The 13435-nt window shown below is 66.0% G+C and carries 17 protein-coding genes; 11 read left to right on the top strand and 6 right to left on the bottom strand.

What is annotated here, in order from left to right:
- The first annotated feature begins 197 nt into the window (after nucleotides 1-197).
- From PJW05_RS21755 to PJW05_RS21745, 3 genes are read left to right on the top strand one after another with little or no spacing between them, the layout of a single operon-like run.
- Complete coding sequence (locus PJW05_RS21755) at nucleotides 198-1325, top strand: GGDEF domain-containing protein (RefSeq protein ID WP_271409025.1); 1128 nt, start codon at nucleotides 198-200, stop codon at nucleotides 1323-1325.
- On the top strand, nucleotides 1318-2259 hold the full coding sequence (locus PJW05_RS21750) for an iron-sulfur-binding ferredoxin reductase (RefSeq protein ID WP_271409024.1): 942 nt from the start codon (nucleotides 1318-1320) through the stop codon (nucleotides 2257-2259). The genes PJW05_RS21755 and PJW05_RS21750 overlap by 8 nt, the downstream gene beginning before the upstream one ends.
- Before the next feature lie 30 nt (nucleotides 2260-2289).
- Nucleotides 2290-3063: an enoyl-CoA hydratase gene (locus PJW05_RS21745; RefSeq protein ID WP_271409023.1), complete on the top strand. Its 774-nt coding sequence runs from the start codon at nucleotides 2290-2292 to the stop codon at nucleotides 3061-3063.
- A 122-nt stretch (nucleotides 3064-3185) separates the two neighbouring features.
- On the opposite strand, the gene pyk is transcribed toward PJW05_RS21745, so the two are convergent.
- Nucleotides 3186-4637, bottom strand: a complete 1452-nt coding sequence (gene pyk / locus PJW05_RS21740) for a pyruvate kinase (RefSeq protein ID WP_271409022.1) — start codon at nucleotides 4635-4637, stop codon at nucleotides 3186-3188.
- Nucleotides 4638-4746: 109 nt separating this feature from the next.
- Entirely contained in the window at nucleotides 4747-5550 is an 804-nt protein-coding gene (locus PJW05_RS21735) for a tetratricopeptide repeat protein (protein ID WP_271409021.1), read from the bottom strand.
- 158 nt (nucleotides 5551-5708) lie between these two features.
- On the opposite strand from PJW05_RS21735, the gene PJW05_RS21730 reads away from it, so the two are divergent.
- The 3 genes from PJW05_RS21730 to PJW05_RS21720 all read left to right on the top strand — a co-directional run bounded on the left by PJW05_RS21730 (nucleotide 5709) and on the right by PJW05_RS21720 (nucleotide 7007).
- The gene (locus tag PJW05_RS21730; protein ID WP_271409020.1) at nucleotides 5709-6080 is read left to right on the top strand and encodes a tetratricopeptide repeat protein; all 372 of its coding nucleotides are present in this window, start codon (nucleotides 5709-5711) and stop codon (nucleotides 6078-6080) included.
- Nucleotides 6081-6164: 84 nt separating this feature from the next.
- Complete coding sequence (locus PJW05_RS21725) at nucleotides 6165-6587, top strand: DUF4124 domain-containing protein (RefSeq protein ID WP_271409019.1); 423 nt, start codon at nucleotides 6165-6167, stop codon at nucleotides 6585-6587.
- Between the two features lie 60 nt (nucleotides 6588-6647).
- Nucleotides 6648-7007: a PilZ domain-containing protein gene (locus PJW05_RS21720; protein WP_271409018.1), complete on the top strand. Its 360-nt coding sequence runs from the start codon at nucleotides 6648-6650 to the stop codon at nucleotides 7005-7007.
- Nucleotides 7008-7085: 78 nt separating this feature from the next.
- On the opposite strand, the gene PJW05_RS21715 is transcribed toward PJW05_RS21720, so the two are convergent.
- Together PJW05_RS21715 and PJW05_RS21710 are read right to left on the bottom strand one after the other, a co-directional pair.
- Nucleotides 7086-7589, bottom strand: coding sequence for a L,D-transpeptidase family protein (locus PJW05_RS21715; protein WP_271409017.1), 504 nt, complete (start codon nucleotides 7587-7589; stop codon nucleotides 7086-7088).
- A 42-nt stretch (nucleotides 7590-7631) separates the two neighbouring features.
- Complete coding sequence (locus PJW05_RS21710; RefSeq protein WP_271409016.1) at nucleotides 7632-8186, bottom strand: NUDIX hydrolase; 555 nt, start codon at nucleotides 8184-8186, stop codon at nucleotides 7632-7634.
- A gap of 168 nt (nucleotides 8187-8354) precedes the next feature.
- Between PJW05_RS21710 and PJW05_RS21705 the strand changes: the two genes are divergently transcribed.
- The 5 genes from PJW05_RS21705 to PJW05_RS21685 are packed head-to-tail and all read left to right on the top strand — an operon-like array spanning nucleotide 8355 to nucleotide 11683.
- Nucleotides 8355-8957: a CoA pyrophosphatase gene (locus tag PJW05_RS21705; protein WP_271409015.1), complete on the top strand. Its 603-nt coding sequence runs from the start codon at nucleotides 8355-8357 to the stop codon at nucleotides 8955-8957.
- A 21-nt stretch (nucleotides 8958-8978) separates the two neighbouring features.
- Nucleotides 8979-9503, top strand: coding sequence for a gamma carbonic anhydrase family protein (locus PJW05_RS21700; protein ID WP_271409014.1), 525 nt, complete (start codon nucleotides 8979-8981; stop codon nucleotides 9501-9503).
- Nucleotides 9503-9712: a DUF1289 domain-containing protein gene (locus PJW05_RS21695; protein WP_271409013.1), complete on the top strand. Its 210-nt coding sequence runs from the start codon at nucleotides 9503-9505 to the stop codon at nucleotides 9710-9712. The genes PJW05_RS21700 and PJW05_RS21695 overlap by 1 nt, the downstream gene beginning before the upstream one ends.
- 19 nt (nucleotides 9713-9731) lie before the next feature.
- Nucleotides 9732-10913, top strand: coding sequence for a formate-dependent phosphoribosylglycinamide formyltransferase (purT, locus tag PJW05_RS21690; RefSeq protein WP_271409012.1), 1182 nt, complete (start codon nucleotides 9732-9734; stop codon nucleotides 10911-10913).
- Nucleotides 10910-11683: an SGNH/GDSL hydrolase family protein gene (locus tag PJW05_RS21685; RefSeq protein ID WP_271409011.1), complete on the top strand. Its 774-nt coding sequence runs from the start codon at nucleotides 10910-10912 to the stop codon at nucleotides 11681-11683. Before purT ends, PJW05_RS21685 begins: the two co-directional genes overlap by 4 nt.
- A gap of 37 nt (nucleotides 11684-11720) precedes the next feature.
- Here the strand turns inward: PJW05_RS21685 and PJW05_RS21680 are convergent, their stop codons facing one another.
- A complete protein-coding gene (locus tag PJW05_RS21680) occupies nucleotides 11721-12545 on the bottom strand; it encodes a transporter associated domain-containing protein (protein ID WP_271409010.1) in 825 nt (274 codons plus the stop codon).
- Between the two features lie 9 nt (nucleotides 12546-12554).
- The gene (locus PJW05_RS21675) at nucleotides 12555-13355 is read right to left on the bottom strand and encodes a cytochrome C assembly family protein (protein WP_271409009.1); all 801 of its coding nucleotides are present in this window, start codon (nucleotides 13353-13355) and stop codon (nucleotides 12555-12557) included.
- Between the last annotated feature and the right edge of the window lie 80 nt (nucleotides 13356-13435).

Raw genomic sequence — 13435 nt, 5'->3', positions numbered from 1 at the left:
GAGGGAACATCAGGGAAGCGCCGGACCACGACCCGGCGCGCGAGGCTAAAAAAGGCGCGGCAGTATAGCGCGTGGTGTCTGTCGGGCACAGTCGCCGGTAGTCGACCCTGGTCGGTTGTCGAGCACTTCCGACACACTAGGAAATTTGTGATCACAGGCGTACATTGGCGGCACTGTGCCATTACGGGAAGGAGCCCATGAGCCCATCCAGTCAGCAGGTCAGCCATAGGGCCTTGCAGAGTCTGTTGCTGAAGCGCTTCGGCATGGCCGTGGCGACTTACTCGATGGTCCTGCTGCTGTCCTGGGTCGCCGTAATGGGTGGCCTGTTCCGGGTGTCGATGAGCACCGCGCTGGTCGGCTCCGGCCTCGTCATCCTGTCCCAGCTCGTGCTGCTGGGGATATTCCTCGGCGGGCACAACCTGCGCTTCTCCGACCCCAGCCTGACCGCGCCCCAGGTGTTGCTCGCCCTGGGCTGGAACACCTGGCTGATGTCCATCGTCGACACTGCGCGCGGCACGCTGCTGGCGGTCTATGTGCTGATCATGCTGTTCGGCGTGTTCCAGCTCAAACCCCGGGTCTTCGCCCGATGCGCCGCGGTCGGTTTCTTCGCGTTCGCCGGCCTCAACCTGGTCGAGGCCTACCATATGCAGTTGCCCGACCCGGCCCTGGCCCTGCTGCAGGTCTGCATGCTGTTCGTCCTGATGTGCTGGCTGAGCCTGTTCGCCAGTTATGTCCAGGCCCTGCGCCAGCGCATGCGCCAGCGCCGTTTCGCCCTTCAGGCGCACCAGGACACCTTGCGCGGCATGATGCGCCAGTTGGAGGACCTGGTGGCCACCGACGAGCTGACCGGGCTGTTCAACCGCCGGCATTTCCTGCGCCTGGCCAGCCGCGAGCTGGACAATCTGGCGCCGAACCGCCAGCACGGCCTGGCCTTGATCGACCTCGACCATTTCAAGCGGATCAACGACATCCATGGTCACGCCGCCGGTGACCGGGTCCTGCAGACCTTCGCCGCCGTGGCGCGGGCCTGCCTACGCGATGGCGATGTGCTGGCGCGCTATGGCGGCGAGGAGTTCGTTCTGCTGCTGCCCAATTGCGACACTGATCGCCTCACCGCCTGCTGCGAACGCCTGCGCGAGGCCTTCGCCAACGCCGAGCCGGTTGGCGTGCAGGTGGAACGGCTGAGCCTGTCGGCCGGCATGACCCTGCTGGTCGCCGGGGACGATCTGGATGGTGCGCTGCAGCGTGCGGATCAGGCACTCTATCGAGCAAAGCGCGGCGGTCGTAACCGTTGCGACGCCGCCTGGGAGGGGCAGGGTGCCTGAACTCGAAGTAGCCGGAAAACGCTGGACCGTCGCACCTGCCAGCAGCCTGCTGGATGCCTTGAATGCAGCGGGTTGCCGGGTGCCCTACAGCTGCCGGGCCGGCAGTTGCCATGCCTGCCTGGTGCGTTGCGTGTCCGGCGAGCCGGCGGACGCGAAGCCCGAGGCCCTGGACCCTTTGCAGCGTGCCGAGGGCTGGCGGCTGGCCTGCCAGTGCCGGGTGGTGCAGGACCTGGTGGTGGACATTTTCGACCCGGCCCGCGACGGCGTGGAGGCCGAAGTCGTCGGCCTCGACTGGCCGGCGCCCGAGGTCCTGCGCCTGCGGCTCTCACCGGCGCGGCCCCTGCGCTACCGCGCTGGCCAGCACCTGCTGCTGTGGAACGACGAAGGCGTTGCCCGGCCCTATTCCCTGGCCAGTCTGCCCGACGTCGATGACTGCCTGGAGTTCCACCTGGACTGCCGCATGCCCGGCCTGTTCTGCGACAGGGCGCGGCGCCTGGCGCCCGGTGACAGGCTGCGCCTGGGCGAGCTGCATGGCGGCGCATTGCACTATGACCCGGCCTGGGACGGTCGGCCGTTGTTGTTCCTCGCTTCCGGCACCGGCCTGGCGCCGCTGTGGGGGCTGTTGCGCGAAGCCTTGGGGCGTCATCACCAGGGTGCGATACGGGTCATTCACCTCGCCCATGATCGCGGCGGCCACTACCTGGCCGAACCCCTGGCGGCGCTGACGGCGGCCCATCCGGGGGTGGAGGTCAGGCTGGTCACGCCGGCGGAGTTGCCGGACGTTTTGGCGCAATTCCGCCTTGTTTCGCGGCAGACCATCGCCTTACTCTGCGGCCACCCCGCCAGCGTCGAGGAGTTCGCGCGCCGGCTGTACCTGGCCGGCCTGCCTCGCAATCAGTTGCTGGCCGATACCTTCCTGACCCGCACGGTCTGACCCGCGGGACACGCCAATCGAGGACTTCCCATGAGCGAGCACATTCTGGTCGAGCGCGAGCAGGGCCTGCTGACGCTGCGCATGCACCGCCTGGACAAGAAAAATGCCCTGACCCGCGCCATGTACAGCCGCATGGCCGAAGTCCTGGGTGCGGCGCAGGCCGATCGCGAGGTTCGCACCGTGCTGATCACCGGCGGTGAGGAGTGCTTCACCAGCGGCAACGACATCGTCGACTTCCTCCAGGAACCGCCGAGCGGGGCGGACAGCCCGGTGTTCCAGTTCATGCGCGCGCTGTTCGACTTCTCCAAGCCGGTGGTGGCGGCGGTCAGTGGGCCGGCGGTGGGAATCGGCACCACCCTGCTGTTGCATTGCGACCTGGTCTATGTGAGCCGCGATGCCAAGCTCAAGATGCCGTTCGTCAACCTGGGCCTTTGCCCCGAGTTCGGTTCCAGCCTGATCCTGCCGCGCCTGCTTGGTCACGCCCGCGCGGCTGAGCTGCTGCTGCTGGGCGAAGGTTTCACCGGTGAGCAGGCGGCCAACTGGGGCATCGCCAACGCCGCCCTGGAGGATGGCGCCGCCACCCTGGCCCGCGCCCGCGAAGCCGCGTTGCGTTTCCTCGACCTGGCGCCTTCCGCGTTGGCGGTGAGCAAGCGCCTGATGCAGGCGCCGGGCCGCGAGGAGCTGCGCCGGGTGATCGCCGAAGAAGGCGAGATGTTCAGCCAGCGCCTGCGTTCCCCGGAAGCGGTGGAAGCGCTCTCGGCTTTCACCCAGCGACGCAAGCCGGATTTCTCGAAGTTCGCGTAGCGAGCCGGGGGAGACGTTTCTGGTAGGGGGCGAATTCAATCGCCCCCCGCATGTGCTCCAGGAAATTCTGCCGCGCAATGAAAAAGCCGCCCCGAGGGGCGGCTTTTTCGTTCCAGGCCGGGTCAGACCAGCAGGTCGCCGACGTGGAGGATCTTCATGGTGTTGGTGCCACCCTGGGTGGTGTAGCTGTCGCCCTTGGTCAGGATCACCCAGTCGCCCTTGGTCACCACGCCGCGTTGCAGCAGCTCGTCCACGGCCATCTGGCTGACCTTTTCCGGCGGCAGCGCGGCGGCGTCGAAGGGGATGGTCTCGACGCCACGGAACAGGGCCACGCGGGCCTGGGTCTCGCGGTGCGGGGAGTAGGCGAAGATCGGCACCGAGGAACGGATGCGCGACATGATCAGCGGGGTGTAACCGCTTTCGGTCAGGCAGATGATGGCCTTGATGCCGGGGAAATGGTTGGCGGTGTACATCGACGCCAGGGCGATGCTCTCGTCGCAGCGGTCGAAGGTCTGGCCAACGCGGTGGTGGGAACGGCGGGTGTCCGGGTGCTTTTCGGCACCCTGGCAGATGCGTGCCATGGCCTGCACGGCTTCCAACGGGTATTCGCCGGCGGCACTCTCGGCCGAGAGCATCACCGCGTCGGTGTAGTCGAGCACGGCGTTGGCTACGTCGGAGACTTCCGCGCGGGTCGGCATCGGGCTGTGGATCATCGACTCCATCATCTGGGTCGCGGTGATCACCGCTTTGTTGTAGCGGCGTGCGTGCAGGATGATCTTCTTCTGGATAGCCACCAGTTCGGCATCGCCGATTTCCACGCCCAGGTCGCCACGGGCCACCATCACCGCATCGCTGGCGCGGATCAGGCCATCGAGGGACTCGTCGTCGGCCACGGCTTCCGCGCGTTCGATCTTCGCCACCAGCCAAGCCTTGCTACCGGCCTCGTCGCGCAGGCGGCGGGCCAGTTCCATATCGGCGGCGTCACGGGGGAAGGAGACGGCCAGGTAATCCAGTTCCATTTCCGCAGCCAGCTTGATGTCGGCCTTGTCCTTGGCGGTCAGGGCCGGCGCGGTCAGGCCACCGCCACGGCGGTTGATGCCCTTGTGATCGGACAGCGGGCCGCCGATGGTCACACGGCATTGCAGTTCATCGGCGGTGGCGGCTTCCACGCGCATCACCACGCGGCCGTCGTCCAGCAGCAGTTCGTCGCCCACGCCGCAGTCCTTGACCAGGTCGGGGTAGTCGATACCCACGACTTCCTGGTTGCCGGCGTCGCGGGGGTGGGTGACGGAGAAGCGGAAACTGTCGCCTTCCTTCAGTTCGATGCGCTTGTTGGCGAACTTGGCGATGCGGATTTTCGGGCCTTGCAGGTCACCGAGCAGGGCGACGAAGCGGCCATGCTTGGCGGCCAGCTCTCGGACCAGGCGAGCACGCGCCTTGTGTTCCTCGGGGCTACCGTGGGAGAAGTTCAGGCGGGCGACGTTGAGCCCGGCGACGATCAGTTGCTCCAGGACCTCCGGGGAGTTGCTGGCCGGGCCGAGGGTGGCGACGATTTTGGTACGGCGGAACGACATGCGACGACTCCATTTTCCAGGCTGAGCCCGAGGCTACTACGCAGGAAGACTGTAGTCATTGTTCCTTTTCACTACCTGCTGAATTGTTTCAGGCGGCCAGCGGAGGGCGTCATGGCCGGTCCTGGTTGAGGGCCTGGTCGAGGTGTCGGGACGCCTTGCCGGCCAGGTCGCTGTCGGGAAATTGCACCAGCAGTCGGCGAAAGTAGCCGATGGCCTTGTCGCGGCTGGCATGGGGGTTGTCCGGCGCCAGGTACATCAGGCCCAGCTGGTACAGCGCCTTCTGTTTGATGTCCGGCCGCACGTGGGCGTCGGACAGGGCCAGCAGGTAGAGCTCCTCGGCTTCGGCGACACGACCCTTGAGTACGGCGCGGCGAGAAAGCAGGGTCAGGTCCGGGTCCAGGCCGGGCTTGTACAGGTCGAGGTCGTTGCCGGGTTGCCAGGTGGCGAGGCGTTCGCGGGCGCTCTTCTGCACCGGGTCCTTCGCCCGCTGGCGGATCATCAGAACGCGCACTTCGGCGCGTGGCGCCGCGCGGCTGCCGGGGAATTCGTCGAGCACTCGCTCCAGGTAGGCCAGCGCCCTGGCGTCGTCGCGCTGCTCGTTGTAGCGGCTCATGTAGATCAGGCCGATCTGGTACAGGGCGATGGCGCGTACGTCGTCGCTGAACCCGTCGTCGCGGTAGCCGACCAGGTAGAGCGCTTCCGCCTCGGGGCTCCTGGCGTCGCGGATGGCCATGGCACTGTAGGTGAGCAGGTCGCCTTCGTCCTCCACTGCGGCGGCCATGCGTTTGCTCTTCATGGTTTTGTATTCCACCACCTCATTCGTAGTGACCTGGGCGATGAACAGCGGGGTGGTGGGCGAGCAGGCGCCGAGCAGCAGGCACAGGGGGAGGAGGGCGAGGCGCGTGGCGGGCATGTTGGGACCGGTCCTTGGGCGACCGCCGGAGTCTAGCAGCGGCCGCATGCCGGTCGTGGCGGCCGCCGGCAGGACCAATCGGAGGTTATGCTTTCCCGCCCAGCGGCCTGAAGAAGCGGCGCCCCCGGCCGATATCCCGGTGGACGGAGGAAATACCCATGCGAACCCTGATCATCCTGACCCTGTTGGCGACCGTCGCCGGCTGCACCCGCTGGTCCCTCGACCATCACCTGAACAATGCCTACCGCGCCTACGAGCGGGGCAACTGTGAGGACGTGATGCTCGAACTGTCCAAGGCCGAGCGCAAGAGCCGTTCGCGGCAATACCTGCAGCCGGAAATCTCCCTGTTGCGCGGCCAGTGCCTGGAACGCCAGAGCCTGTTCGTCGATGCGGCGCAGACCTATCAGTTCATCATCGCGCGCTACCCCACCAGCGAGTACGCCTACCGCGCCAAGGCGCGCCTGGAAACGCTGGAGCAGCTCGGCCGCCTGGGCGGAGGCGGAACAAAGTCCCTGGCGGTACCGCTCTGATCCTATAACCCGGCCGTCGGTCGTTGCTCCCTTGAGCGGCGTGCGGCCGGGACTAAGCTGAGCCTCTAGCCGAGGAACCCTGGAATGCGCCACCTGTTGTGCTGCCTGCTGCTGGTGCCGGCGATCGCCGGTGCGGAAATCTACCGATGGACCGACGCCCAGGGGCGGGTGCATTTCAGCGCAACACCGGTGGAAGGTGCCGAGCCGGTATCGGTGAAGCCCCAGGTGGTGGAACGGGACGACGCAACCCGCGAGCGCGAGGCGCGTACTGCGAAGTTCTACGATGCACGCCGCCAGGAACAGGCCGCCGCAGCCGGTCGGGTTACACAGGCGCGGGAGCAGCAACAGCAACGGTGTAGCCAGATGCGCGAGCAGCAAAGCCAGCTGAATCGTGGCGGTCCGTTCTACCGACTCGACGAGCGTGGCGAGCGCCAGTACTACACTGATGAACAGATCGATACCTTCCGTCGCGAGCTGGACGAGAGCCTGGCGCGCGAGTGCAAATGAAGGTTGGTCCGGGTCGATAACGGGCGCATACTGAAGTGCCACCAATAGCGATTTGATATCATGCCTACCAAGCGCCATATCGAACGCCATCAGTTGCCGTATTACCTGAAGGTGTTCAATCGCATCACCGACAAACCCATGGGCTACCTGGGCAATGTCTCCATGGACGGCCTGATGCTGATCAGCCAGCTGCCCATGCTGGTGGGCGCGCGCTTTGACATGCGGCTGAAGATTCCGGGCAAGGATGGCCAGCTGCACTTCATCGATTTCTATGCCACCTGCCAGTGGTGCCACGAGGACGTGACCCCCGGCAGCTATGATTCCGGTTTTTCGCTGGTGGCACCGCCGTCGGAATATGCCGACCTCATCGATGCCCTGCGTTTCTATTTCAGCTTTCGCCCTTTGGCCGCCTCGGCCTGAGTCCGTCTGAAATTTGTGTCTACCGCGGGACGGACATAAGAAAGGCGCCTGATGGCGCCTTTTTCGCAGAAGATGGCCTTATGGCCTGATCTCGATCAGCGTCCCGTCCTTCACCAGGCTCCAGATTTCGCGCATGTCCGTGTTCTTCATGGCGATGCAGCCTTCGGTCCAGTCCAGGGTATGGAAGTACCACTCCGGGTATTCCTCATCCAGCGGGGTGCCGTGGATCATGATCATGCCGCCCGGCGGCACGCCCTTTTCCCGTGCCTTGGCGGCATCGCGGGCGTTGGGGTAGGAGATGTGCATGGACAGGTTGAACCGGTCGCTGGTCTTGCGCCAGTCGATCCAGTAGAAACCTTCGGGGGTGCGCTGGTCGCCCTCGCGCAGTTTGGCGCCGACCGGTTGCTTGCCCAGGGAGATGCGGTAGGACTTGAGAATGTCCCCGCGGTTCATCAGCAGCAGCTTGCGCTCCGATTTCACCACCAGGACCTTGTCGATGGATTTGCCAGCCAATATCGGCGCGGAGTTCGCCTGGGCGAGAGCGGCAAGGCTCGTGAAAAGTACAGCTAGCAACCAGCGCATCGGCACGACGTCCCCACAGTGTTCAAGTAAGCAGAATAGCGGTCAGGCTTTTTTGTAGTAGGCCAGCAACGGCGCGAGTGGCTCGTTGCGCACCGGGAAGACCTGCCCGGCGCGGTCGGCGAAGTAGCATTCTAAGGTACGGCCCACAGTCGGAAAAGCCAGCTCCGACCAGGGAATCTCCCGTTCGTGGAACAGGCGTACTTCCAGGCTTTCTTCACCGGCGGCGAAGTCCAGGTCTACCAATTCAGCGCGGAAGAAGGTGTACACCTGGCTGATGTGGGGCAGGTCGAACAGGGTATAGAGGCTGAGGTGCTGCACCCTGGCGCAGGCTTCCTCCAGGGTCTCGCGGGTCGCGGCCTGCTCCATGGTCTCGCCGTTCTCCATGAAGCCGGCGGGCAGTGTCCAGTAGCCCTTGCGTGGGTCGATGGCGCGGCGGCAGAGCAGCACCTGCTCGCCCCACACCGGCAGGCAGCCGGCGACAATGCGCGGGTTCTGGTAATGGATGGTGTGGCAGCTGTCGCACACGTAGCGCAGGCGATTGTCACCATCGGGAATGCGCTGGACGACCGGCCCGCCGCATTGGCTGCAGAATTTCATCGTGGCACCTCGGGTCAGGCGCCCATCTTGGCGCGGCATGGCGTCGCACGGCAAGCCGGGAGCGGGGCAAGCCAGCGAGGGTGGATGGTGCGACCTGTCGGCACGGGGCTTGGGTGGCCCCAAGGTTCATGCCATGATGCCCGGCAGTCGAAAACAACGAGAATGTCCATGCTGGATGACCTGCTCCGTCGTGTGCAGAGCTACTCCCCGCGAACCCTGGAGACCGATCACGACTTCCCCGAAGCGGCGGTGCTGGTACCCGTCACGCGCGGCGACGAGCCCGAACTGGTCCTGACCCTGCGCGCCAGCGGCCTGTCCACCCATGGCGGCGAGGTGGCCTTCCCCGGCGGTCGCCGCGATCCGGAGGACCCGGACCTGATCCGCACCGCCCTGCGCGAGGCGGAAGAGGAAGTCGGCCTGCCCCCCGGTCTGGTGGAGGTGATCGGCCCGTTGAGTACCCTGGTTTCCCGACATGGCATCAAGGTGACCCCGTACGTGGGGTTGGTGCCGGACTTCGTGGAGTACAAGGCCAACGACGGTGAGATCGATTCGGTCTTCAGCGTGCCGCTGGCGTTCTTTCGCGACGATCCGCGCCAGGTGACCCACCGCATCGATTACCTCGGCCGCAGTTGGTACGTGCCCAGCTACCAGTACGGCGAATACAAGATCTGGGGCCTGACCGCGATCATGATCGTCGAGTTGGTCAATCTGGCCTACGACGCGGGCATCGACATGACCCGCGCGCCCGGGAACTTCATACCACTCAAATAAGCCCCGTTCGAGGAGCGCCTGATGAAATACCGCCTTGGAACCGCCCAGGTCGAAGCCCATCCCGACAGTTGGGCCGCCCCCAACGCCACCCTGGTGGGCAAGGTCCGCCTCGACGCCGGCGCCAACGTCTGGTTCGGCGCAGTGCTGCGTGGCGACAACGAGCTGATCCACATCGGCGAGAACAGCAACGTCCAGGACGGCACCGTGATGCACACCGACATGGGCTACCCGCTGACCATCGGCCACTCCGTGACCATCGGCCACAATGCCATGCTGCATGGCTGCTCGGTGGGCGACTTCAGCCTGATCGGCATCAACGCCGTGGTGCTCAACGGCGCGAAGATCGGCAAGTACTGCATCATCGGCGCCAACGCGCTGATTCCCGAAGGCAAGGAAATCCCCGATGGCTCGCTGGTCATGGGCTCCCCCGGCAAGGTGGTGCGCGAGCTGACCGAACAACAGAAAAAGATGCTCGAAGCCAGCGCCGCCCACTACGTGCACAACGCCCAGCGCTATGCCCGCGACCTGGTGGAACAGGACGACTGATGAACACCGAACGCCCCGTTCGCTCGCCCTGCGTGCAGGTCTGCGTGCTGGACGACCACGACATCTGCAGCGGCTGCCAGCGCAGCGCCGATGAAATCACCCGCTGGGGTCGCATGGACAATGCCGAGCGCCGCGAAGTCCTGGCCCGCTGCTTCGAACGGGCCAAGGCCAGCGGCCTGTTCATCGCCACCCCGCCCCAGGCTTCCTGACACTTCCCGAGGACACGACATGCCCCGTATTGGAACCCCCTTGTCGCCCAGCGCGACCCGTGTACTGCTGTGCGGCTCCGGCGAGCTTGGCAAGGAAGTGGTGATCGAGTTGCAGCGCCTCGGCTGCGAAGTGATCGCCGTCGACCGCTACGCCGATGCCCCGGCCATGCAAGTGGCCCATCGCAGCCACGTGATCAGCATGCTCGACGGCGCCGCCCTGCGTGCGGTGATCGAGCAGGAAAAACCGCACTACATCGTGCCGGAAATCGAGGCCATCGCCACCGCCACGCTGGTCGAGTTGGAAGCGGAAGGGTTCACCGTGGTACCCACCGCCCGTGCCGCCCAGCTGACCATGAACCGCGAAGGCATTCGCCGCCTCGCCGCCGAGGAACTGGGGCTGCCCACCTCGCCCTATCACTTCGCCGACACCTTCGAGGCCTACAGCGCCGCCGTGGCCAGCGTCGGCTATCCCTGCGTGGTCAAGCCGATCATGAGTTCCTCCGGCAAGGGGCAGTCGGTGCTGAAGTCCGACGCCGACCTCAAGGCCGCCTGGGACTACGCCCAGGAGGGCGGCCGCGCCGGCAAGGGCCGGGTGATAGTCGAGGGCTTCATCGATTTCGACTACGAAATCACCCTGCTCACCGTGCGCCACATCGGCGGCACCAGCTTCTGCGCCCCGATTGGCCACCGCCAGGTAAAAGGCGACTATCACGAGTCCTGGCAGCCCCAGGCCATGAGCCCGAAGGCCCTGGCCGAATCCGAGCGCATCGCCCAGGCGGTGACCGAGGCTCTGGGCGGCCGTGGCCTGTTCGGCGTCGAGCTGTTCATCAAGGGTGACCAGGTGTGGTTCAGCGAAGTATCGCCGCGTCCCCACGACACCGGCCTGGTGACCCTGATCTCCCAGGACCTCTCCGAGTTCGCCCTGCACGCGCGGGCCATCCTCGGCCTGCCGATCCCGGCCATTCGCCAGGCGGGCCCTTCCGCTTCGGCGGTGATTCTGGTCGAAGGCACGTCCGCCCAGGTCAGTTTCGGCAACCTGGGCGCCGCCCTCTCCGAGCCGGATACCGCGCTGCGCCTGTTCGGCAAGCCCGAGGTGGACGGCCAGCGCCGCATGGGCGTGGCCCTGGCGCGGGACGAATCCACCGACTTGGCGCGGGCCAAGGCGACCCGTTCGGCCCAGGCGGTCGACGTTCTGCTGTGAACCGCCTGGCCGGGTTGTGCTGGTGGGCAGTCGCACTGCCGCTGCTACCCCTGGCATTGCCCATGGCCCTGCATACCCGTCGCACCGCCCTGCGCCTGGCGCCCGCTGCCGGGCCCGAAAGCGGGCTGGCGGGCGCCGGGTTCGAGGGTGAACCCTTGCGTCTTCTCCTGATCGGTGAATCCACCGTCGCCGGTGTCGGCGCTTCCTGCCTCGATTTTGCCCTGGCCGGGCAACTGGCCGGCGCCCTGGCCTCGCGACTGGGGCGGCCGGTGGCCTGGCGTGCCTGTGGTGAGAACGGCATCACCGCCCACGAGGCGCTGGAGCGCCTGTTGCCCCGGGTGGCGGAGGCGCCCGTCGACCTGGTGTTGCTGGTGTTCGGCGTCAACGACACCACCCACTTCAGTTCCAGCCGAAGCTGGCGGGCCTCTTTGCAGGGGCTGGCCCGTCATTTCGTCCAGCGCGGAGCCCATGTCGTGCTGGCCGGGGTGCCGCCGCTGCAGCATTTCAGTGCCTTACCCTGGCTGTTGCGGCAGTTGCTCGGCTGGCGCGCGCGCTTGCTGGATGGGCAGTTGAAAGAACTGGCGGCGCGCGAAGGGCTGGGTTGCTGCGCCACCCGCCTGGAAATGCGCGCGGAGTTCCTCGCGCTGGATGGCTATCATCCGTCACTGCTGGGCTATCGCATCTGGGGCGAGGCATTGGCGGACTGGCTCGCCGCCGGGGCAATGCAGCCGCGAGAAACGGCGGATTCGGTGCTAGGCCTCAGCGTCTGAGGGCGCAGGCATCCAATAGATGGGGTAGCTGTTGGGCTCAGGCCCTTGGCGTCAGTTCCGCGCGCCAGGCCAGCACGCGCTGCACGCGGTTTTCGCCGGACTGGAGGATTTCCAGCCGATAGGGGCCGACCTTCAGGCAGACGCTGCAGTCAGGGATCTGTTCCAGGGCCTCGGTGATCAGGCCATTGAGGGTTTTCGGGCCGTCGCAGGGCAGGTGCCAGCCGAGCACCCGGTTCAGCTCGCGCAGGTGCAAGGCGCCGTCCAGTTCGTAGCGCCCGTCGTCGCGGGTCTGGATGCCGGGATTGGGCGCAAAGTCTTCCAGGCTGCCGAATTCGCCCACCAGCTCCTGGAAAATATCTTCCAGGCTGACCAGGCCGACCACGTCACCATACTCGTCGACCACTATGCCGAGGCGGCGTTTCTGTTTCTGGAAGTTCACCAGCTGGGTCAACAGCGGCGTGCTTTCCGGCACGAAGTAGGTTTCCCGGCTCACCGCCAACAGACGCTCGGCGCTGGGTGGGCCTTCGGCCAGGAGCCGCGGCAGCTGGCGCAGGTGGAGGATGCCCTCGATCTGGTTGATGTCGTCGCGGTAGAGCGGCAGGCGCGTGTGGGTGGCGTTCTGCAACTGGTCGAGGAGTGCGTCGGGGGTAGCGTCCAGGTCGATGCCCTGGATCTCGCTGCGGGGAATCATGATGGAGCTGATGGCGACGCGCTGCAGCGCGTCGGTCAGCGCCACCGGCAGGCGCGACTGCGGTTGGATTTCCACGCCGTGGCGGCGGCGGGTCGTGAGCCAGGCGACTATCGCGCCGGCCACCAGGGAGACGGTGATTCCAAGGAGCAGGCCGGCGAGCAGTCCGTGCATGGGCGAGTGTCAGATGTGGAGAATGAATTCGCGGACCAGCTTGCTGCCGAAGTACGCCAGCATCAGCAGGCAGAAACCGGCCAGGGTCCAGCGAATCGCCTTGTGCCCGCGCCAGCCGAGTTGGTGGCGGCCCCACAGCAGTACACCGAAAACCACCCAGGCGATGCAGGACAGGATGGTCTTGTGCGCCAGGTGTTGGGCGAACAGGTTGTCGACGAACACCCAGCCGGAGATCAGCGACAGGGACAGCAGGCACCAGCCGGCTCCGAGGAAGCCGAACAGCAGGCTTTCCATGGTCTGCAGGGCCGGGAAGTTCTTGATCAGTCCGGAGGGGTGCTTGTGCTTGAGCTGGTGGTCCTGCAGCAGCAGCAGCAAGGCCTGGAACACCGCCATGGTCAGCAGGCCGTAGGCGAGGATGGACAGCAGGATGTGCGCGAGGATGCCGGGCTCTTCGTTGATGGCCTGGGACGTGCCGCCCGGGCCGACCGCCGCGGCCAGGACCGTCAGGGTGCCCAGGGGCAGCAGCAGGAGCAGCAGGTTCTCGATGGGAATCCGCGCGACGGCCAGGAGGGTCAGCAGGATCACCGCGGCGGCAATCAGGCTGGCGGCGTTGAAGAAGTCCAGGTAGAGCCCCGCCGGGGTCAGCAACTGGAGAAAGAGCGCGGCGCAATGGGCGAGCAACGCCAGGCCGCTGCCGAGGATCAGCAGGCGTTTGTCCGGCAAGGTGCGCTGGCTGAGGCGAAGGGCCTGATAACCAGTGGTGCTCACATAGAGGAATGCGGCCAGGAGGCTGAGCAGCAGAGGGTGCATAAGTCCTTGTAAGGCAAGCCCGAAAGGTCGTGAGTGTGGCACAGACCGCGGCCTGCATAAAGCCGTCGTCCCCGGAACGC

Origin of the sequence: Pseudomonas sp. Q1-7 (assembly GCF_028010285.1) — a bacterium.
Taxonomy (GTDB): domain Bacteria; phylum Pseudomonadota; class Gammaproteobacteria; order Pseudomonadales; family Pseudomonadaceae; genus Metapseudomonas.
Note: the sequence above shows the minus strand (reverse complement) of the source record. Positions and strands in the feature narration are given on the sequence as shown.